Origin of the sequence: Pseudomonas costantinii, from assembly GCF_001870435.1 — a bacterium.
Taxonomy (GTDB): domain Bacteria; phylum Pseudomonadota; class Gammaproteobacteria; order Pseudomonadales; family Pseudomonadaceae; genus Aquipseudomonas; species Aquipseudomonas costantinii.
On record NZ_MDDR01000046.1, the window covers coordinates 1 to 20,938 of the forward strand.

Sequence of the window (20,938 nt, forward strand, 5' to 3'; positions counted from 1 at the left end):
ACCGGCAGCATCGACTCGCTGACCAACAGCGGCACCATCACCGGCCAATATGCTGCGATTTACAACGATAAGTTAGGCACTCTGGGCCCCATCACCAACTCTGGAGTCATTGCCGGCGCCATCATGAATGAGGCTTCACAGGACCTGAACATCAACGGTGGGACGGGTTCAACCTTCGGGTTACTGACCGGTTTTGGCGGCGGCACCGACATCGGCGACGTTGGGCTGATTACCAACACCGCGTCCAACGTGATATTTGGCTCAGGGAACCAGCTGCTAAACGACAATATCAATGTCGGCAGCTTCAAGGTGTCCAACCAGGGGACGCTGCTGGTCAATAACTCGATCACGATCACCGGCAACTACGATCAAGCCGCCAATGCCAAGCTGTTGATCGGCGTCAGCGACAGTGCCGTAGCCGCTGGCACAGCAAGCGACAGCGGTTACGGCCGCCTGGTAGTAACAGGCGACGCGAACATTGCTTCAGGCTCCTCTGTCGGCCTGGTCAGCACCCATACGTATGGTTTCGCTCAAGGCCAGCGTTATTTAGTGGTTCAGGCGGGTGGTGCCGGTACCAACTACAACGCCGACACCCTGCACTACTCCGTAGCCGGGTATGACGTTTCAGGTACCAGTGTGGTTGACGGCGCTAACAAGAATCTGGTGTTGACTGTGGGTGCAGTGCAGTCGGTGACACCGCCTGTCACTCCTCCGACATCAAATGGGCCGATAAATCGGGCCAATACCGCCGATGGCACTGCGTCCCTGGCGGGTCTGTTCAACTATCAAGGCTTCAACGCCGACCTGATGAACGTATTCAACGCCGCAGCTGCCAACGGTTCCACGGCTGCGGGCAACAAAGCCGGCGCGCAACTGAGCCCGACCGCTAACCTGGCCGCCGCCACTCAGGGCTCGGTCGCTTCCACGGTTCAGGTCTTGAATGTCACTTCGGCGCACCTTGAAGGGTTGCGTGGTGGGTCGACCGGGGTTTCCACCGGTGAAGGACCTCCGACTTCCGGCCTATGGACTCAGGCCTTTGGCGGTACCGCGCACATGGATGAACGCGACGATATCGCCGGTTACAGTGCACGCTACAACGGCCTGTTACTCGGCGCTGACGGCATGCTCAACGACAACTGGCGTCTCGGCGGTCTGTTCAGCTACACCAAGACCACCCTCAACAACAATGGCAACAACGACGGTAGCTCGGCGGACGTCAAGTCCTATGGCCTGTTCGGTTACGCCAGCTACAACGCCAATCCGTGGTACCTCGACCTGTCTGTGGGCGCTGTGCAGCACCAGTACGACACCCAGCGTCAGGTCGATTTCACCGGCGTCAACGGCACCGCCAAAGGCAGCCACAATGGCATGCAATACACTGCTTCGGCGCAAGCCGGTTATCCGATTGACCTCGGCGCCTCAATGGCCAACGTCATCCTCACCCCGATTGCCGGCCTGAGCTACAGCACCCTGCGTCAGGACAGCTACACCGAGAAAGGTGGGGCGGGCACCGCGCTGCACGTCAACGCCGACAACCTCAACTCGTTGAAAAGCGATCTGGGAGCCAAGCTGGCGCGTGCGTTTGCGACTTCATACGGCAGCCTGACACCGTCGGCACAACTGACCTGGCGTCATGAGTACCGTGACTCGGCGCTGCAATCGGTGGCTAACTTCAGTGCCGATACCACCGGTGCCACCAGTTTCAGCAGTACCGGACCTAAAGCAGTTGAAGACACGGGTGTGCTCAGCGTTGGTTTGACCTTGGTCACCCACAACAACCTGACCGTGGCCGCGCACTACACTGGCGAAACCGGTGGCGGCTTTAACGCCAACACCGGCGACCTGCAAGTGCGCTGGGCGTTCTAACACGAGCCTGTCAGTGCCAATAACAGTGAACCTGCATCAGGTGTAGATTCTCAAATAGCTGAACCACGCGACACAAAAAAGCCAACGTCATAAGCGTTGGCTTTTTTGCATCTATACATTCAAAGGCTCGGGATAAATGTCCAAAAAATCCCAACGCACCCTAACCCTTTCCAGGCGACTTGCTTAGCGGGGTATTCCTCAGCACATAACTCAACAGGGTCTGCAGACTGTCTGCGACTGAGGTATTGCCTGTGTCGATGGTCAGTTCAGGAGACTCCGGCACTTCGTATGGTGCGCTGACACCGGTGAACTCAAGCAGCTCACCGGCGTGTGCTTTTTTGTATAACCCCTTGGGGTCACGGGCTTCGCAGGTCGCAAGATCCGCTGCGATATACACTTCGTGGAACATCGGTCCGATCGCATCACGTGCGCGCGCACGATCCTCGCGGTAGGGGGAAATGAACGCGGTGATGCAGATCAGACCGGCATCGGCAAACAAGGCTGCGGCCTCGCCGACGCGACGGATGTTCTCGGTCCGGTCTTTGGCACTGAAGCTGAGGTTCGCATTCAGGCCTCTGCGCACGTTGTCCCCGTCGAGTACGTAGCAGGAATATCCCAGCTTTGTCAGGGTGAGTTCCAACGCCATGGCCAAGGAGGACTTACCCGAAGCGGACAGTCCGGTCAGCCAAAATACGGCACCGCTGTGGCCATAATGTGCCTTGCGGTCCGACGCGCTCAATGAGTGGGGTACGGCAATCAAGTTGTTATTCATTTTCAGGGCGCCGTGGAGCATGGGAGAGGGGTTAGCAGTAATTGCGGCCAACGGCGAGCCCAGTCGCCTTCATGGCTCATGCCCGGCACGATTTGGCTATGCGCGCATGGGCTGGTGGTGGCGCTGACAAATCGTTGCGAAATCACTGACGGCACCACACGGTCATCGCCGCCACTGAAGTGAAGCTGAGGTATAGACGCGACCTGACGTGCAACATCGATAGCATTAAGCGACTCAGGCATCGCCGACACGTGATGCAGTCGATTGACTTCAACATGATCGAGGTTGCCGGCCACGGTGCGCAGCGAGGCGACATCGTGACGTCTGGCTGCAATCAATACCGCCAGAGCACCGCCACCCGAATAGCCGACCAGATGGATGCGTTGTCCCGGCACCTGACTCGCATAGTGTGTTACGGCCTGATCCATGGCTATGACGACGTCCTCTGCAAAACGCTTGCTGGTCCAGTAGGCTTTATCACAGCGAGGATTGAGCGTCAGCGGCGTGAATTGACAGGGGCGTGCCAGGTACACAACGTTGGCTGCCGGATCCGCCGCTGCCAACGCCAGGCCCTCGGCCTGATGTGGTGTTGGATTTTCGGACGGCGCAGTACGCGAGCGCCAGGCCATGCCGTCGCCCTCGATGTAGACGCTCAACGGCAGGTCTGGACGGGTTATCCGGTAAAAGCTGGTCAGCACAAAACTGTCGGTATCGACCCGGTCACGCTGCAAGTTACCGGTGTGCGCCAGGGTTTCGGCGTGCCGGTTTGGATCGGCACAGCCGGTGAGTATTCCCAGCAGCGCGCACAGACAGGTGAACAGCGCCCCGTTCAAGCCTTTCATGTATCAGCAAGTCCCAACGCCGCCAACAGTGGCTGGAGTTGTTCGGCATGCGCACGCCAGCGACCTTTCGACGTTTTATAGAGGGGTTTGCGCACCTGATTGACGCTGGCGGTGCGCACCACGCGTTGGGTCTTGTGAAAGTCCAGGCAGGCCTTGTCCCAAGGCAGGTCAATGAAGTCGATCAAGCGCTGTGCCTGCCCTTCAAGATCGTCCAGCACCGACTCGTAGTCCACTTCAATGAAGGATTCGGCGGGTAGCAACTGGCGCCAGTGGCTCATCAGGACTTCATAATCGCGATAGAACTGCCCCAATTCGGTCTGGTCGTAGGTGAACAGTTGCTCACCACCAAATTGCTTGCTGTAACAGGAGAGGCAGGTATCAACCGGATCGCGGCGGCAGTGAATGATGCGGGCACCGGGCAGGATCAGCGGAATCAGGCCGGCATAGATAAAATTGCTCGGCATCTTGTCGACCAGGCGATCCCGACCGTCGGCCAGTGGCTTGATTCGCTGAAGATAGTCATGACCGATTCTGGCCAGGTCCTGCGCTGAACAGTTGACCAGGTTTTGCGGGAATACCCCTTGGCTTTCCACCGCCAGGCGTAACGACGACAATTCGCCTGCGCCCTGCACCTGTGGATGAGAGGCCAGAATCTGCTCGACCAGAGTGGTGCCGGAGCGTGGCATGCCGACGATGAAGACCGGCAGCGACGATGGCGCACCCATTCCTTGGCGCGCGGATTGAAATTCGTCGGTGAACAACCCGGCGATGTTCTGCATCCATTGCTGTGCTGCGCGCGAGTCAAAGGTAAAGGTAGAACGCTTGAGCCGGTTGCCCTTATCCAGGTGATCGAAGGCACGCACGGAATCACCCGTGTCCAGATACGCCTTGCCCAAGGCAAAGTGGGTCGTCAGTTTGTCGGCCAGCAACAGACCTTCCGTACGCACCAACCCGGCCTCCATGGCTGCGATATCGGCATCGCCGGGTTTAAAGGTTTTGCTGTCCGAACGCCCCGTCAGCGCGCGGATCGACCCTGGGAACGCGGTCAACGCCTGTTCGAAGGCCGCGGAGGCCTCTTCCTTGCGGCCACTTTCCAGGAGCAGTACGGCTCGCGCGATCATCGCTTCTTCAGTCACCGAGCCAGGCAATGCTATTGCCTGATTGAAATGCTCCAGCGCTTCATCGTGCAGATCCACAGCCTGAAGCGCATTGCCCAGGGCGTTGTGGACACTGGCGTCATTGGGTGCCAATGCCAGCGCTTGCCTCGCGCATTGCAGGGCCTCGTCGAGGAGCCCGCCCTTTTTCAAGACCTGAGCTCGTGCCGTAAGTCCCCCGACATGCTGGGGGGCGAAGGTGTGCAGTGCATTCAGCCAACGCAATGCCTCGCCATGATTCAAGCGTTGCGTTTCGGCTTCGGCGATATTCAGGTACGCATCGACAAGCTGTGGGTTGAGTTCGATGGCTCGCCGCCCAGCATCCACCGCATCGTCGAAATTTCCTTGTGAACTCAGCAAAAAAGACAGGTTACTGTAGGCCTCGGCGTAATTCGGGTCGAGGCTCAGCGCCTGTTTGTAATGCCACTCGGCGCGGTCTTGTCGATCCAGGCGGCGGTAGGTATTGGCCAGATTGTTGTGTGCTTGTGCCGCGTCGGGGCGCAAGGTCACGACGCGCTCCAAACACTCGAGGCTGTCGTCCAGTTTGCCGCTTTCCTGCAGGATTATCCCCAGGTTGCTCCAGGCATCCACCAGTGCGGGGGCCAGCGCAACAGCCTGTCGAGCCGCCTGTTCGGCCTCGGCCAGCAGGCCTTGCTGGCGGCACATCTCGGCAAGGTTGCTGAAGTAGATCGCCGGTGCACTCAGCGATTGGCAAGCCTGGCGCAGATAGTTCACCGCCAACTCCAGCCGACCAAAGGCGTGGGCAATCAGCCCGAGTAAATGCAGGGCGTCGGCCTGTTGCGGCCATTGCGCCAGAATGCGCAGGCACAGTTGCTCGGCCTGTTGTGCCTGACCCGCGTTCCAATGCTGATGGGCCAGCGTCATGGCTTCGGCAAACGTCAGTTGTGGGGTGCCGTTCATGGGACGCCTTCAAATAGGGAGTAGAGACTACTGAGCAAAGGATTTTCGTCCACATCCGCTGCCGACCGATGGATAAACGCCCATTGTTCATCACTGAACAATGGGCGTTACCGCACGAGCGGAATGTAGCGGATCAGAAGTTCCAGCGCACCTGCACGTCACCGGTGTTGGCGGTGTAACCGTTCGCCGCTTCCAGGGTGTACTTCGCCCCCACGCTAAGGTTTTCGCTGCGCAGCAGGGTCACGCCCAACGCCAGCACGCCAGTGTCGGCAATCGCTTTCGCGCCCGGACTGGTGAAGCTGGTGGCGCCCGAGGTATCGGCGGCAAAGTTGGCGACCGATCGCAGGCCATTGTCGTGGTACTCATGACGCCAGGTCAGTTGCGCCGAAGGCACGACACTGCCGTAAGAGGTGGCGAAAGAGCGTTCCAGCTTGGCACCCAGATCGCTTTTGAGCGATTGGCTGCTGCTGGAGTTGATGTGCAGGGCCGCACCGTTGCCGCCGCTCTCGGTGTAGCTGTCCTGGCGCAAGGTGCTGTAGGTCAAGCCGGCAATCGGCGTGAGGATGGTGTGGGCCAACGTCGGGCCGAGGTCGATCGGGTAGCCGGCCACCGCGGAAGCGATGTACTGCATGCCGTCATGCTGACCTTTGGCCGAACCGTTAAAGCCGCTGAAGTTGATTTCACGCTGGGTGTCGTATTGATGCTGGACAGCCCCCAACGACAGGTCCAGGTACCACGGATTACCCTGGTAGCTGGCATAACCGAACAGGCCATAGGACTTAACATCGGCGGAACTGCCATCGTTGGCGCCGTCGTTGTTGACCGTGGTCTTGGTGTAACTGAACAGGCCGCCGGCGCGCCAGCTGTCGTTGAGCGCGGCATCGGCACCCAGCAGGAAGCCGCTGTATCGGGCGTGGTAACCGGCGATATCGTCGCGCTCACCCAGGCGCGAACTGCCGCCGAAGGCCTGGCCCCAAAGCCCGGTGTTACTGGCGCTTTCACCGGTGGCCACACCGCTGCCGGTGCTGTCGTTCTGTGCGGTGCGCAACCCATCGAGGTGTGCCGCGGCGACGTTGATAACTTGCACGGTGGAGGCGGTGGACGCTTGTGTGGCGGCACTGGCGTTCGCGGTCGGGCTCAACTGCGCCCCGGCGCGGTTACCGGCGGCCGGAGAATCGAGGGCGGCGGCGGCGTTGAACAGGTTCATCAGGCCGGCATTCAGACCGCCGTAATTGAACAGCCCGGCCAGCGGCGCGGTGCCATTGGCGGTGGTAGCTTGATTGATCGGTGCGGACCCTGCTCTCTCCGTCCCCAATGTCACCAGCAAATCGGCATTGGCTCCATCGATCACGCTAGTGCCCGCCGCGTTGTAACCGGCAACGCTGTAGTGAAGCGTGTCGGCGTTGTAGTTCGTACCGATGGCGTTGGCTTGAATCACGATGTAGCGCTGGCCCTGGGCAAAGCCATAGCTGCCAAGCTTCTGCAGACCGATCGTGGAGCCCGAAGCGATGTTCGCGCTACCGGACACTACCAGGCGGCCATAGCCTGCGTCGGTGTTGATATTACCGGTTGTCACGGCATTGTCGGCCACACCGAGGATCAGGCTGGCGTTGGCGCCCTGTTGGTAATTACCGGTGATGCCGATCGTATTGTTGATCTGCAGGGTGCCGGTCGCGTTATTGGTGACGGTGTGAGTGCCAACGTCGATGTTGTCATTGAGCAACTGGTTACCCGGCCCGAACACCACGTTCGAAAAACTATTGGTGATCAGACCGATGTTGTTGGCGCTCACGCCACCCGTGCCTGCGCCGGTCAGGATGCCGAACGCCGAGCCGGTGCCGCCATTGATTGTCAGGGCTTGCGAGGAATCATTCTGGATCGTGCCAGCGATGGTGCCGGAGTTGGTAACTGTACCCAGGGTCGCATCGAAATAGTTATGAATGGCAAATACATTACCCGTGATCAGGCCGCTGTTGCTCAGCGTTTCGATGCTGCCATTGTTGAAAATACCATCGGAGCCGCCAGAGATGTTGCCGCTGTTGCTCAGCGCCTTGATGTTGCCACCGTTGTAAATACCATTGAAGTCGCCAGAGATAGTGCCGCCAGTCTCATTGTTCAGCGAGGTGAGGGTAGCGGAGTTAGAAACGCCGTTATTGTCACTGGAGATAATGCCACTGTTGTTCAGTGTCCCGATGCTGCCGTAATTGTAAATGCCAGAGGAGTTACCACCGTGAATGGTTCCGCTGTTGCTCAACGTCCCTATGGTGCCGCCGTTGCCGATACCTGTGTTGCCGCCAGTGAGAGTACCGCCAGTCTCATTGTTCAGAGAAGTGATGGTACCCGTGCTGGTAATGGCAGCGGAGCCGCCAGAGATGGTGCCGCTGTTGCTCAGCGTCCCGATACTGGAGGAGTTGGCAATCCCGATAAGACCGCCACTGATGGTGGTCCCCACCGGGTTGTTCAGCGTGGGGATCGGGGCGCTGTTATCTAAACCAACATTAGGAAGGGTTGCACTGGCCTGACCTGCGGTCAGCGCCGAAGCAATGGCGATGGCCAGGACCGTCAATCGGCCAGGTGTTCGTGATGATTGATGTTTGAACGAGTGCATGTGCTGTATCCCCGGTTGTAATGAAAGGGGTCGTTGCGATTTTCGGGATCATCCATGCGCAACAGCACGTCCTCCTGAATCACGACCTGACTGGCAGCTTTTTGGTTTTTATCTTGTTTAATGGCATTTTGCCGGGTCTTAGGGAGAGCACTTGACCGTGCGTCTCAGTTTTTGAACTTTTTCTGAACCGGAGAGTCACTTTGCGCTAACGTGTGGCCACTGAGGTCCTGGCGGAAGCGATTGGATGGACAGCACCACGATCAAAAAGCCGTATGGCGATCCATGGCCTGCTCTCGAACTAAAGCACAATCACTTCAATGTCAGCGGTGAACCAGCCCATCAGCAGTTGTTGGCCTGGCGAGATCGCGTCGGTCATGTGATCGATGTACTGCCCTCATTGGCGCAAGTCGAATCGCCTTTCCATGGGGCCATCGATCGATACGATCTCGCCACTGGACGCTTCACCTTCTGCCTCAGCGATGCCCTGGTGCTCGATCGTTCAGTGGCACGTATTTCCACGGATACCCAGCGCGACTATGTTTTTCAGGTGTTCACGGCGGGCGGGATCGAGTCTGTTGGGAGGGCCGGTTTGTCACGCAGCAAAGGACATTCTGCGGCCAGTGTTTTCGCCACCGATCTGAATCAGCCGGTACGTATGCGCCGCAGTGCTTGCCAGGTACTGACATTGTTCGTACCCCGGTCAGTTGTGGACGCAGCCTTTCCCCATGCGGAAGCTCTCCACGGCAGAGTGTTTGAAAACACCTCTGCCCTGATGCAATTGTTCATCGAACATGTGCTGGCGTTTTCCAGGAACCTTCCTGGGCTGAGTGCACCCGAGGCGCACAGCCGCTTCGATGTGAGCGTGCAACTGCTACTCGCCGCCCTTGGCAAGCAGACCAAACTCAGCGGCAATGCGCGTGCGGCAGTGCGCGCAGCCATGTTCGACAAAGCTCGACGTTACGTTCACGCCAACCTCCATCACGCTTCACTGTCGCCTGAAAGCTTGTTGCAAGCATTGCAACTGCCCCGCCCTACGGTGTATCGCTTGTTCGAGCACGAGGGCGGGCTCGGTGCTTATATTCGCAATCGTCGACTGCGCGAGGCGGCCGACGAATTGGTCAAGTTCCCGAACCTGCCGGTGATGGATATTGCTTACGGCTTGGGTTTCAAAAGCCCTTCTGACTTTACCCGGGCCTTTCGCCGAACCTACGAAATAGCACCGCAAGATCTGCGGTTCATTGCCTTGCAGCGTTTGCGGAATAGCCCGCACGCTTGATTGAACGTAACCGTTCGAGGCTATCTGGAAACAGGATCAGTGCGAACAGGCTGATACACATGGCTGCCGACAGATACCACGCAGGCGCCATCGCATTGCCGGTCACGCCGATCATCCATGCCACGATAAAGGGGCAAAAGCCGCCAAAAATCGTCGTGCCCAGGCTGGAGATCACCGAAATAGAGGTCGCCCGATGATGGCGAGGAAAGGCTTCCAATATCATCACGATGGTTGCAGCGTTGCTACATAACAACAGCAACGAATACCCGCCGATGACAAGCAGTGAGAGCGGCTCGCCGATCCCACTCGTCAATAGAAGAAAAACCGGATAAACCAGTACGATGCTGCTGATCATCGTCAAATACTGGATTGGCTTGCGCAGGCGTAGCCTGTCAGTGACACGAGCCAGCAGTGGCACGCCGATGAAAATCAGGGTGCTCGAAAGGCAGGCTGATAGCAGGCTGACAGTCGCAGGCATATGCAATGTGCCGACCAGGTAGATGGGCATGTAATACACCAGGATATAGATGCCGGCCGAGGGGGTTGCCATCAACAGTATCCCGAGGCAGAGCTTGCGAGAGTGTTGGGCCAACACTGTCTTTATGGCAGGGCGCCGGGATTTTTTCATTGGCGCGTCAGGCATTTGCCGACGGATGTACCAGCCGACCGGCCCAATCAACATGCCCACTACAAACGGAATACGCCAACCCCACTCGAGCAGTGCCTCAGGGCTCAGCATCATTGTGGTACAGGTTCCGATCAGAGCCCCTGCCAGTGCGGCCGCCGCCTGGCTCGCCGAGCGCCAACTGACCCCATAGCAACGGTTTTTCCTGGTGGCCAGTTCCATCAGTACCACTGAAGAGACACCAATCTCGCCGCCCACTGCGAAACCCTGCATCAACCTCGCTACGACGATAAGCAGAGTGGCCGCTGGGCCTATGACGCTATAGGGCGGCGCAAATACCATCACCGCAGTGCCGAGCGTCATCAACGCAATAGACCACATCAGGCCTGCCTTGCGCCCTTTACGATCCGCCAGATTGCCAATGACCAAGGCGCCGATCGGGCGCATCGCGAACCCGGCGCCAAAGGTAAGCAATGACATCAACAGCGATCCAAGCGCGCTGTCGGAAGGAAAGAACATCCTGCCGATGGCCACTGCCGAAAAGCTGTAGATCGTGAAGTCATAAGTGGCCAAACCATTACCGAGAGCGGCCGCCAGGATCAGGCGCTTTTTTTTCGCCTGCGTACGCGCTGACAACTCGCGCAATGACTCTGGAGCCAGTGGAGTAGCGCTGGAATTATGCATTTACCCTGCTTATGAATAGATTTTTAGAAATGCTCCACGTGGAACATCAAAAAACGCGTCAGTTGTCAGTGCTCGTCACACTCTCCAACCGATACCCGTATCCATAGATCGTCAGCAACTGCCAACCCCTATCAGCGGTAAGCCCCAGCTTGTTACGTAGACGATAGATATGTGTATCCAGTGGGCGTGAGGACACCATTTCTTCATGGGTCCAGAATCGCTCGTAGAGGTACTCACGGGACAGCGGGCGCGCCAAGTTAGCAAACAGGCAGCGAGCCAAGCGGTACTCGCGCTCGGTCAGGCTGATGGGGGTGCCGGCCCGGGTGACGGTCAGCTCGGCGTCATCGAATGTCAGGTCATTAAATGTGAGCACTTCGCTGGCAGCAGACTTCTGCAAACCATGGCGTCGCAGGACAGCCGTCACTCGAGCCTTGAGCTCGTTGGGGCGAAAGGGTTTGCTGACGTAGTCATCCGCGCCGCTGTTTAGCGCCTGGACGATATCGCTCTCGGCATCCCGGCTGGTGAGCATGATGGCCGCAGGGGGGGCCGCCATGTGTTCACGGGTCCAGCGCAACAACGCCAGGCCGCTCAAGTCAGGCAATTGCCAATCCAGGATCAACAGATCGAATGTTTCACGACGCAGTTGGCGCAACAGGTCTTCACCGCTACTAAAGCAATGCAGCGTCCATGGCTGTTCCGAGGCGGTCGGGATTTGTCGCAGTGTCTGTTCCACCCGCCGTAACTCTGCAGGTTCGTCATCCAGTATTGCGACACGCATGGGTGGGTCCTTTCTTCTTGAAGAGTGCGGTAGTCGTGGCCTGTTTCGGGGGCTGTGCTGCGTAGATTCCAGCTGTTGAATCTGAACAATTGTTGCCGAATTCTCAAGCCCCTGGATCTCTAGGTACGCTGATATCAAATGGCCGTTAAGCCATAGGAAGTCACCCATACCCACGCTGGGAAGATACCGGCTCGAGACCGTCAGGAAAAGGATCAATGGCAATCAGGCTTTATGCTGCGTCGGGACGAGCGATCGTCATGGCGCAGGTCAATGTGTGGGGGCGGATGGTTTTGTTGGTGATTGCGGCGGGCCTGGGGACGGAAACGATCGGTGCCCCCAGCCCAGCAGTGGCGCCTACCCCGTTTGACGAGCGGCAGACATTAAGTGAGCCAGGCAATGGAATGGGTTTCGCAAGCTCACCCTTCCAGCAAGCCGGAGTAGCCCAGGAGAACCAACGCTGGGTCTTCTAGTCGTGTTGAATCTGAACAAATGTTGCAGATTCCCCTGATGCACCTTTGCTGTAGGTAAATTCTCTCTCGCTGAGTGACACGCAGATTGGAGCGCGGGACGCGCTCCGACACAGGATGTGTCAACCACAGTCCAAGGTTCGCCATGGACTGTTGTCGGAGGGATGAGAAGGACAGTTTTTCTTCGATGTATACCCCGAACCGGGACACTCGGTCGGGTTCGACACAGGGACGTGTCATCCTCTGCAATGGACTCCACGCCCCGAACATTACGGCTATCGAGTGCGATACATCATCGGGTATCGTAGGCGGCATTCAAGGTCTTCCTGCTGCAAGACGCTTCTGGAAGTGCTTTCTGATGACCCATTAGAACCAGAATCTTGATGAGCACCATGACCTTTTTTTCGTGCCGATACCGCCACCTCTTTTCCGCACTCTTGGGCTCAAGCCTGATCGTTACGCTGGGTGCAGTGAGTCTGCCCGCCGTTGCGCGCCCCGCTCCTCCCCGTGCTCCCTATATTGATGACAACCTGTTGTGTCGTGCGCAGCCGTTGCCGGCTGTCGTCCAGCATTTGACGGGCGAAGCCTGGAAGCTGGATGACAAAGGTGTGTCGACCGTCCTGACGGAAGGCATGGCTATTGATGAGCAGGAGAGTGTGAAAACCTCTCCTTCGGCATTTGTCAGTCTGCTGCTGGGGGATGGTTCGCGGATTGTGCTGCCTTCCAGTTCCCAGGTCCGACTGCACTTGGTGGAGGAACAGGCGATTCCTCAAGTCATTCTTGAGCAGGGCCAAGTTGAGGCTTATGTGATCAAGCGTGCCAGCGATTACGATCGTTTCCAGATCGTGACGCCGGTGGGCGTATTGGGTGTCCGCGGTACGCACTTCCGGGTTCGCAACGATGGCGAACGGTCGGTGGTCGAGGTGCTTAATGGGCAAGTGGCGGTCAATCGTGACGAGACGCCGCCCAGCACTAAGCCCGTTAAAAAGAAACCGGTGGTCGGCCCGGTGGCGGGCGAAGTGAAGGTCGGCGCTCGCCAAGGCTTGGTGGTCAAGAAGCAAGGGGAGCTCAAGCCGGTAGAACTGCTGGCCCCTCCTATTTTGGTGGGCCAGGATGGCCAGAAAGGTGACGCGCCGGTCTGGACCCTGTTCCTGCGACCACTGCCGGGCGCTCAACGTTATCGGGCACAGGTTGCTACCGATAAGGCGTTCATGGACATCAAGCAGGAAAACTTCTCCAGTAAGCCGCAAATGAGCTTCACTGGGCTCAAAGCGTCGTTCTACCATGTGCGCTTGTCTGCTTATGATGAACAGGGGCTGGAGGGCGCCACCGGGGTCTATGACATCTTCTATTACCCACCCGCGACGCGTGTGCAGCAGACCTCCGGCGGTTGATCGGTGAGGCTGTGGCGCAAGGCTGAAAAGCGCGAGCCGACCCAGGCCCAGCGGCTGTTCAACGGCCTGGTTCGTGAGTGGCTGTGGATCAGCCTCCTGTTGTTGCCCCTGACGGCATTCCTGTCTCTGAGCCCAGGTCTGGCCCTCAATAACCTGCTGTATGACAGCCTCCGCCGTTTGAGCCCCTTGCCGGTTGATCCGCGCATTCTGCTGGTGACCATTGATGACCGCAGCCTTAAACAGCTTGGCCAATGGCCGTGGTCGCGGAGCGTCCACGCCGACTTGATTGATCGCCTGAGTGCTGCCAAGCCAGCGGGTATTCTGTTTGATGTGATTTTCAGTGAACCGGCCCGTGAGCCCGCCAACGATCAGCGTCTGGCCGAAGCCATCTGCAACGCCGGCAATGTATTGCTGCCATTGATTCGCGAAGGAATGCCCCGCTACGGCCAGGCGGTGATGCAAATCCAACCCGTGCGGCCGCTGCGCGATTGTGCCCGGGGTGTTGGGCATATCAATGTCGAGGCCGACAGCGATGGCATCGTTCGCAGCCTCTATTTACGTGAAGGGCCACCCGGCCAGATGACGCCTCAGTTGGCGTGGCTGGCGTTCGAGTTGGCTGGACAGGCAGCCTCCATGCCGGGTTTGTCCGGGCCTGCGGAGCGTACCGATTGGCAACGGGAGAACGCCATTCGAATTCCCTTCATAGATGCCCGCGCCGGCTTTGCCAGCGTGCCTTATGTCAGCGTGTTGCGCGGAGAGGTTCCGTCCGAAATTCTGCGTGATCGCCTGATTTTGGTGGGGGCCACTGCGCCCGGCATGGGTGATCGCTATGTCACGCCGTTGTCAGCCAGCGTGGGCACCACCGCGGGTGTCGAGATCCAGGCCAACATCCTCAATGGCCTGCTGCAAGAGCGCAGTATTGTGGCGCTGCCCGGTTGGCTGGCAGCGTTGATGGCCACCGCGATGGTAGCTCTGCTGCTGGGTTTGCTGCTGTTCAGGCCGCGCTACGCACTGTGGTTGACCCTGGGCTGCATGAGCGCTGCCCTCCTCAGTTCCTGGGGCTTGTTGCGGCTGGGTGGCTGGTGGTCGCCAGCGGCGTGTCTGATTGGCTTGCTGCTGGCCTACCTGATCTGGAACTGGCGTCGCCTGAGCGTGATTTTGGCTTATTTCGGCTGGGAACTAGCCCGCTTGGACAACGAACCCAAGGTGCTGCCGGAACGGCGTCGTGCGCCCGCCAGCAAGGGCGATGTGTTGCAAGGGCGGATCTTTGCCCTGGAGCAGGCCGTCAGTCGTACCCGCGATACCCGGCGCTTCATGGCGGATGGCCTGGAGTGCTTGCCGGTGGCCACGTTGATCACCGACCCGGTGGGAAATATCCTGCTGGCCAACCGGATTGCCCGAGACGTGTTTGGCAATGAGTTGGTTGCCGAAAATCTGCTCGGACAATTGGCCGTATTGGGTTATCCACCGCTACAGGATGGCAGTCGTCCTTCGTTGTCGACATTGGAAATCGTCGAGTTTCGTGACACCCAGCAACGCAGCCTGCGCCTGGATCTGGCCCCTCTGCGGCCGGTAGATGGCGATGTGGCCTTGGGGTGGCTGCTGAGCATGACTGACTTGAGTATTGAGCGAGATGCCCAGCAGCAACGGGAAACCCTGTTGCGTTTTCTGTCCCACGACCTGCGCGCGCCTCATTCGGCGATCCTGGCGTTGCTGGATGTCCAGCGCCATGAGTCTTCAGGGGACACCCCGGTATTTACTCAGATTGAACTGCAGGTGCGACGCGCCTTGAACCTCACGGAGTCATTCGTTCAGTTGGCCAAGGCCGAGTCTGACGGCTACCAGTTTGAGCCCAGCCTGTTCGCCATGCTGGTGCTCGACGCATTTGACCAAGTGGCGCTGCTCTCCCAGCTCAAGGGTATCCACCTGGTTCATGACCTGGATGAGGCCGGCGAGGAGATGGTCTCGGCGGATCAATCGCTGCTGACGCGCGCTCTGTTCAACGTGCTGGAGAACGCGATCAAGTACAGCCCATCCGGAACCACGGTGACGTTGAGCTTGAGCAGTGCCGGCGAGTGGCTGGAATGTCGAATCAGTGACCAGGGCCCCGGCATTGCCCCCGAGGATTTGCCTGAATTGTTTGGCCAGTACCGGCGTTTTGCGTCAGCCCAAGGCAGCGAAGGACTGGGGCTGGGGCTGACGATGGTCAAGGCGGTAGTGGATCGCCATGGCGGACGTGTTGAGTGTGAGAGTGAGGTGGGGAAAGGCACCACATTCAGCCTGAAATTGCCGTTGTGGAAAGAGTGAGTTGGCACGCTTTTTACCTGTGCATAAAAAACCGGCTGCCAGAGCCGGTTTTTTTATGTGGAAAAAACTTATGCACCTTTTACGTTGTTTTATGAACTCGAGAAATATGTAATTAAATCATCAATTTATAAGATAAAAACGGCAGTTCGCCAACAAACCGTACACAGGTTATCCACAGAAAACTCAAATTGCCGCCGAGTCAATTTCTGTAGCCAACGGTGGCAGTGAACCCATGGCCCTTTGTTGTGCCTCATTCCACGCCGCAGCGCGGTCATTGAGTGCCGCAATGGCGCGTGGCCCTTCGCCCTCGGCGTACATCGGTTCGCCAATCACCACTGTGATCGTACCTTCACGTTTAGCCCAACCGGTCTTCGGCCAGAACTTGCCGGCGTTATGGGCGATCGGCAAAACCGGCAGGTTGGCGTTGACCGCCAATGCGGTGCCGCCGCGTGAGAATTTGCCCACGGTGCCGTAGGGGACTCGTGTGCCTTCCGGGAAGATCAGCACCCAAACGCCATCTTTGAGCAGCTCGTCGCCCTTCTTGGCCACATGCTTGAGCGCAGCCTTGGGGTTGTCACGGTCGATAGCGATCGGCCGCAACATTGCCATGGCCCAACCGAAAAACGGCACGTACAACAGCTCACGCTTGAGCACTTGGCTCAACGGCGAGAAGTACGCCGAGAGGAAGAATGTTTCCCAAGTGCTCTGGTGGTTCGACAGAATCACGCAGGGCTGGTCCGGGACGTTTTCAGCGCCCTTGATCTCGAAGCGAATGCCCAGGAACACCTTGGTCAGCCACAACGCACAGCGACACCAATAGACGTTGATAAAGCGATAGCGCGCCTTGAACGGCAGGAACGGCGCAATAAAAAAGCTCAGGGTGCACCAGAGAAACGAACTGGTGCCCAGCAGCAGGTAAAAGAAAAAGGTTCTGATGGCCTGCAAGATCGACATGGCGGCATTTACCGTTGCGGGACACGGCCCGCCTGCTAAAAGCGCACTCCCGAGCAATCCTTGTTCAGGAAGTCGAGGGCGGCTAGTTGTTAATAAGTTCTGCGGCAACCGCCGCCAGATCGTCAAAAATCAAAGTGCCTACCGGCAGGTTTTTCGCCTGGGTTTTTTCGCCTTTCCCGGTCTTTACCAAAACGGGTTGAGAGTCGACGGCTTTGGCCGCCTCCAGGTCACCGAGGCTGTCTCCGACGAACCATAGCCCAGCCAGTGGCACGTTGTAATGCGCTGCAATAGTTTTCAACATGCCAGGCTTGGGTTTGCGGCAATCGCAGCCCTCATCCGGCCCGTGAGGGCAGTACACCACCAGTCCCACCTCACCGCCCTGCTCCGCCACTAACATGCGCAAGCGCGCATGCATGGCGTCCAGGGTAGCGACGTCGTAATAACCGCGGGCGATGCCGGACTGGTTGGTAGCGATGGCCACCGTCCAGCCGGCTTTGCTCAACTGCGCGATGGCCTCGATTGAGCCGGGCAGTGGAACCCATTCCGCCACCGACTTGATGTAAGCGTCGGAGTCGTAATTGATTACTCCGTCCCGATCGAGAATCAGCAGTTTCAACATGATCAGCCCAGTACGGAAATGTCAGCGATGTTGATGAACAAACCACGCAGACGCGCCAGCATGGCGTAGCGGTTTTTCCGCACGCCAGCGTCTTCGGCATTGATCATTACTGCTTCGAAGAACGCATCCACCGGCTCACGCAGGCTGGCCAGACGCGCCAGCGCTTCTGCGTAATTGCGTTCGGCGATCAGCGGCTTCACCGCGTTTTCTGCCTTGGCGATGGCCGAGTTCAGCGAGAACTCCTTGGCATCGGCAAACAGGCCTGGGTCGACTTCGGCATTGCCGAGGTTGTCGGCCTTGCTCAGCAGGTTCGACACACGCTTGTTCACGGCGGCCAGGGCATCGGCTTCCGGCAGTTTGCGGAACGCTTGCACGGCTTGTACACGCTGGTCAAAGTCCAGCGCCGAACCCGGCTGCAGGGCACGTACCGACAGGTAGACGGAAACATCTACGCCTTCGTCTTCATAACGCGCACGCAGGCGGTCGAACACGAACTCCAGCACCTGCTCGGCCAGACCTGCTTGCTTGACCTTGCCACCAAACTGGCCGACAGCGAACACCACGGCCTGGGTCAGGTCGAGGTCGAGCTTCTTGTCGATCAGGATGCGCAGTACGCCCAAGGCCGCACGGCGCAGGGCATACGGGTCTTTGCTACCGGTTGGCAGCATGCCGATACCGAAGATACCGACCAGGGTGTCCAGCTTGTCAGCGATGGCCACGGCCGCACCGGTCAGGGTGCTTGGCAGCTCAGCGCCAGCACCGCGCGGCATGTACTGCTCGTTCAGCGCCAGGGCGACATCGTCCGGCTCGCCGTCGTTGAGGGCGTAGTAGTAACCGGCAACACCTTGCATCTCCGGGAACTCGCCAACCATCTCGGTGGCCAGGTCGCACTTGGACAGCAAACCTGCACGCGCGGCCCAGGCGGCATCACCGCCAATGCGTGGCGCAATGTAGGCGGCCAGTTTGGAAACCCGCACAGCCTTGTCGTAGACGCTGCCGAGTTTCTCCTGGAACACCACGTTTTGCAGGCGCAGGTTGAAGTCTTCGAGCTTCTGCTTCTTGTCTTGCTTGAAGAAGAACTCGGCGTCAGTCAGGCGCGGGCGAACGACTTTCTCGTTACCGGCGATGATCTGTTGCGGGTCCTTGCTCTCAATGTTGGCCACGGTGATAAAGCGCGGCAGCAATTTACCGTCCACATCCAGCAGGCAGAAATACTTCTGGTTGTCCTGCATGGTGGTGATCAGGGCTTCTTGCGGCACGTCGAGGAAACGCTCTTCGAACGAGCACACCAGCGGCACTGGCCATTCAACCAACGCGGTCACTTCGTCGAGCAGGCTCGGCGGCACGATAGCAGTGCCTTCCTGTTGGCGGGCCAGCTCTTCGGTACGCTTGCTGATCAGCTCGCGACGCTCATTGGTATCGGCCAACACGTAAGCGGCACGCAGGTCAGCGGCATAGTTGGCCGGTGAGGTAATGCGCACGCTTTGCGGGTGGTGGAAGCGGTGGCCACGGGAATCACGGCCAGCCTTCTGAGCGAGGATAGTGCAATCGATGACCTGGTCACCGAGCAGCATCACCAGCCACTGGGTTGGGCGTACGAACTCTTCTTTGCGAGCACCCCAGCGCATGCGCTTAGGGATTGGCAGGTCGTTCAGCGAGTCTTCAACGATGGTCGGCAGCAGGCTGGCGGTCGGCTTACCGGCGATGACCTGGCTGAAACGCAGCTTCGGGCCGCTCTGGTCGATCTCGCTCAGCTCAACGCCACACTTCTTGGCAAAACCAAGGGCAGCTTGGGTCGGGTTGCCTTCGGCGTCGAAAGCAGCCTGACGCGGTGGGCCGTCGAGGTTGATGCTGCGGTCCGGCTGCTGGGTTTCCAGCGCGGTCAGCAACACGGCCAGGCGACGGGGCGCGGCGTAGACCTTCTTCGCGGCGAACTTCAAACCGGCGCTTTGCAGGCCTTTCTCGATACCGGCCAGAAACGCGTCGGCCAGGGTGTTCAGTGCCTTGGGTGGCAGCTCTTCGGTGCCCAGTTCAACCAGGAAATCTTGAGCACTCATTGTGCAGCCTCCAGCTTAGCCAACACTTCATCACGCAGGTCCGGGTGTGCCATCGGGAAGCCCAGCTTGGCGCGAGCCAACAGGTAGGCTTGGGCGACGGAACGCGCCAGGGTGCGTACACGCAGGATGTATTGCTGACGCGCGGTCACCGAGATGGCACGGCGCGCATCCAGCAGGTTGAAGGTATGGGAGGCCTTCAACACCATTTCATAGCTTGGCAGCGGCAGCGGCTGGTCGAGTTCGATCAGGCGCTTGGCTTCGCTTTCATAGAAGTCGAACAGCTCGAACAGCTTCTCGACGTTGGCGTGTTCGAAGTTGTAAGTGGACTGCTCCACTTCGTTCTGGTGGAACACGTCGCCGTAGGTCACTTTGCCGAATGGGCCGTCTGCCCACACCAGGTCGTAGACCGAGTCCACGCCTTGCAGGTACATGGCCAGGCGCTCGAGACCGTAAGTGATTTCGCCGGTAACCGGGTAGCACTCGATGCCGCCCGCTTGCTGGAAGTAAGTGAATTGCGTCACTTCCATGCCATTGAGCCAGACTTCCCAGCCCAGGCCCCAGGCGCCCAGGGTCGGCGATTCCCAGTTGTCTTCGACGAAACGGATGTCGTGGACCAACGGGTCCAGGCCGACATGTTTCAGCGAGCCCAGGTACAGTTCCTGGAAGTTGTCCGGGTTCGGCTTCAATACCACCTGGAACTGGTAGTAGTGCTGCAGACGGTTCGGGTTTTCGCCGTAGCGGCCGTCAGTCGGGCGACGACTGGGCTGCACATAAGCGGCGTTCCAGGTTTCCGGGCCGATGGCCCGCAGGAATGTTGCGGTGTGGAAAGTGCCGGCGCCTACTTCCATATCGTAGGGCTGAAGTACCACACAACCTTGCTCGGCCCAGTATTGCTGGAGGGCGAGGATCAAGTCTTGGAAGGTACGCACGGCTGGCGTAGGCTGGCTCACGAAATTCACCTGTTACTTGGGCTGCGATTTAAAGAGCGGGAGTATACCCGATTCGGCCGCGCCACCATCCCCTGGAGCCTTATGCCACGCTGCTTTTGGTGTTCTGAAGATCCGCTGTACATGGCATATCACGATCAGGAGTGGGGAACGCCGCTGCGCGATGCGCAGGGCTTGTTCGAGTTGCTTTTGCTCGAAGGGTTCCAGGCGGGCCTGTCCTGGATCACCGTTTTACGCAAACGCGAGCATTATCGAAAGGTCTTGTTCGGTTTTGACGCGCAACGTTTGGCGCGGCTGACGGATGCTGAGATCGAAGCTCTGATGCTCGACCCCGGCATTGTGCGCAATCGCCTGAAGCTCAACGCCACCCGACGCAACGCCGCGGCCTGGCTGGCGCTGGAAGACCCGGTGGAGTTGCTTTGGTCGTTTGTCGGCGGCGTGCCCAAGGTCAATCACTTCAAGGATCGCAGCGAAGTCCCGGCGATTACCCCCGAGGCCGAAGCTATGAGCAAAGCCTTGAAAAAAGCCGGTTTCACCTTCGTTGGCCCGACCATTTGCTACGCATTTATGCAGGCCTCGGGCATGGTCATGGACCACACTCAGGACTGCGAGCGTTACGCGGACTTGGCCAACGCCGGTTAGAATGCCCGCTTTGCGCACCACACAC

15 protein-coding genes are annotated in these 20,938 nt (G+C 58.7%); 5 read left to right on the forward strand and 10 right to left on the reverse strand.

Annotation, left to right across the window (positions count from 1 at the left end):
* The coding region (locus BFL40_RS26210; RefSeq protein WP_071486659.1) for an autotransporter family protein at positions 1-1,866 on the forward strand (1,866 nt) is incomplete at its 5' end.
* Positions 1,867-2,026: 160 nt separating this feature from the next.
* Here BFL40_RS26210 and cysC read toward each other — a convergent pair.
* From cysC to BFL40_RS26230, 4 genes are all read right to left on the reverse strand, one after another.
* Positions 2,027-2,638 (reverse strand): adenylyl-sulfate kinase, encoded by a 612-nt coding sequence (gene cysC, locus BFL40_RS26215; RefSeq protein ID WP_071486660.1) that lies wholly within the window; start codon positions 2,636-2,638, stop codon positions 2,027-2,029.
* Positions 2,639-2,640: 2 nt separating this feature from the next.
* Positions 2,641-3,480 (reverse strand): alpha/beta hydrolase family protein, encoded by an 840-nt coding sequence (locus tag BFL40_RS26220; protein ID WP_071486661.1) that lies wholly within the window; start codon positions 3,478-3,480, stop codon positions 2,641-2,643.
* Positions 3,477-5,555 (reverse strand): tetratricopeptide repeat-containing sulfotransferase family protein, encoded by a 2,079-nt coding sequence (locus BFL40_RS26225; protein ID WP_071486662.1) that lies wholly within the window; start codon positions 5,553-5,555, stop codon positions 3,477-3,479. The genes BFL40_RS26220 and BFL40_RS26225 overlap by 4 nt, the downstream gene beginning before the upstream one ends.
* Positions 5,556-5,688: 133 nt before the next feature.
* Complete coding sequence (locus BFL40_RS26230; RefSeq protein ID WP_083374577.1) at positions 5,689-8,163, reverse strand: autotransporter outer membrane beta-barrel domain-containing protein; 2,475 nt, start codon at positions 8,161-8,163, stop codon at positions 5,689-5,691.
* A gap of 244 nt (positions 8,164-8,407) precedes the next feature.
* On the opposite strand from BFL40_RS26230, the gene BFL40_RS26235 reads away from it, so the two are divergent.
* Positions 8,408-9,439, forward strand: coding sequence for an AraC family transcriptional regulator (locus BFL40_RS26235; RefSeq protein ID WP_071486663.1), 1,032 nt, complete (start codon positions 8,408-8,410; stop codon positions 9,437-9,439).
* On the opposite strand, the gene BFL40_RS26240 is transcribed toward BFL40_RS26235, so the two are convergent.
* Both BFL40_RS26240 and BFL40_RS26245 read right to left on the reverse strand, forming a co-directional pair.
* Positions 9,399-10,748, reverse strand: a complete 1,350-nt coding sequence (locus BFL40_RS26240; RefSeq protein WP_083374578.1) for an MFS transporter — start codon at positions 10,746-10,748, stop codon at positions 9,399-9,401. The two genes, BFL40_RS26235 and BFL40_RS26240, sit on opposite strands and share 41 nt — an antisense overlap.
* A 58-nt stretch (positions 10,749-10,806) precedes the next feature.
* The gene (locus tag BFL40_RS26245) at positions 10,807-11,526 is read right to left on the reverse strand and encodes a response regulator transcription factor (protein ID WP_071486664.1); all 720 of its coding nucleotides are present in this window, start codon (positions 11,524-11,526) and stop codon (positions 10,807-10,809) included.
* Positions 11,527-12,385: 859 nt separating this feature from the next.
* Between BFL40_RS26245 and BFL40_RS26255 the strand changes: the two genes are divergently transcribed.
* The gene (locus tag BFL40_RS26255; RefSeq protein ID WP_083374615.1) at positions 12,386-13,387 is read left to right on the forward strand and encodes a FecR family protein; all 1,002 of its coding nucleotides are present in this window, start codon (positions 12,386-12,388) and stop codon (positions 13,385-13,387) included.
* A 3-nt stretch (positions 13,388-13,390) separates the two neighbouring features.
* Complete coding sequence (locus BFL40_RS26260; protein WP_071486667.1) at positions 13,391-15,694, forward strand: CHASE2 domain-containing protein; 2,304 nt, start codon at positions 13,391-13,393, stop codon at positions 15,692-15,694.
* 183 nt (positions 15,695-15,877) lie between these two features.
* On the opposite strand, the gene BFL40_RS26265 is transcribed toward BFL40_RS26260, so the two are convergent.
* The 4 genes from BFL40_RS26265 to glyQ form a co-directional block, all read right to left on the reverse strand.
* A complete protein-coding gene (locus tag BFL40_RS26265) occupies positions 15,878-16,648 on the reverse strand; it encodes a lysophospholipid acyltransferase family protein (protein ID WP_071486668.1) in 771 nt (256 codons plus the stop codon).
* A gap of 82 nt (positions 16,649-16,730) precedes the next feature.
* On the reverse strand, positions 16,731-17,270 hold the full coding sequence (gene gmhB, locus BFL40_RS26270) for a D-glycero-beta-D-manno-heptose 1,7-bisphosphate 7-phosphatase (protein WP_174555604.1): 540 nt from the start codon (positions 17,268-17,270) through the stop codon (positions 16,731-16,733).
* A complete protein-coding gene (gene glyS / locus BFL40_RS26275) occupies positions 17,270-19,324 on the reverse strand; it encodes a glycine--tRNA ligase subunit beta (protein WP_071486669.1) in 2,055 nt (684 codons plus the stop codon). The genes gmhB and glyS overlap by 1 nt, the downstream gene beginning before the upstream one ends.
* Positions 19,321-20,274, reverse strand: a complete 954-nt coding sequence (gene glyQ / locus BFL40_RS26280) for a glycine--tRNA ligase subunit alpha (protein WP_071486670.1) — start codon at positions 20,272-20,274, stop codon at positions 19,321-19,323. The genes glyS and glyQ overlap by 4 nt, the downstream gene beginning before the upstream one ends.
* Before the next feature lie 81 nt (positions 20,275-20,355).
* On the opposite strand from glyQ, the gene BFL40_RS26285 reads away from it, so the two are divergent.
* A complete protein-coding gene (locus BFL40_RS26285; protein ID WP_071486671.1) occupies positions 20,356-20,913 on the forward strand; it encodes a DNA-3-methyladenine glycosylase I in 558 nt (185 codons plus the stop codon).
* The last annotated feature ends 25 nt before the right edge of the window (positions 20,914-20,938 follow it).

Coding starts and splice junctions, on each gene's coding strand:
- cysC (WP_071486660.1), bottom strand. CDS start 2,638: ATGAATAACAACTTGATTGCCGTACCCCACTCATTGAGCGCGTCGGAC.
- BFL40_RS26220 (WP_071486661.1), bottom strand. CDS start 3,480: ATGAAAGGCTTGAACGGGGCGCTGTTCACCTGTCTGTGCGCGCTGCTG.
- BFL40_RS26225 (WP_071486662.1), bottom strand. CDS start 5,555: ATGAACGGCACCCCACAACTGACGTTTGCCGAAGCCATGACGCTGGCC.
- BFL40_RS26230 (WP_083374577.1), bottom strand. CDS start 8,163: ATGCACTCGTTCAAACATCAATCATCACGAACACCTGGCCGATTGACG.
- BFL40_RS26235 (WP_071486663.1), top strand. CDS start 8,408: ATGGACAGCACCACGATCAAAAAGCCGTATGGCGATCCATGGCCTGCT.
- BFL40_RS26240 (WP_083374578.1), bottom strand. CDS start 10,748: ATGCATAATTCCAGCGCTACTCCACTGGCTCCAGAGTCATTGCGCGAG.
- BFL40_RS26245 (WP_071486664.1), bottom strand. CDS start 11,526: ATGCGTGTCGCAATACTGGATGACGAACCTGCAGAGTTACGGCGGGTG.
- BFL40_RS26255 (WP_083374615.1), top strand. CDS start 12,386: ATGACCTTTTTTTCGTGCCGATACCGCCACCTCTTTTCCGCACTCTTG.
- BFL40_RS26265 (WP_071486668.1), bottom strand. CDS start 16,648: ATGTCGATCTTGCAGGCCATCAGAACCTTTTTCTTTTACCTGCTGCTG.
- glyS (WP_071486669.1), bottom strand. CDS start 19,324: ATGAGTGCTCAAGATTTCCTGGTTGAACTGGGCACCGAAGAGCTGCCA.
- BFL40_RS26285 (WP_071486671.1), top strand. CDS start 20,356: ATGCCACGCTGCTTTTGGTGTTCTGAAGATCCGCTGTACATGGCATAT.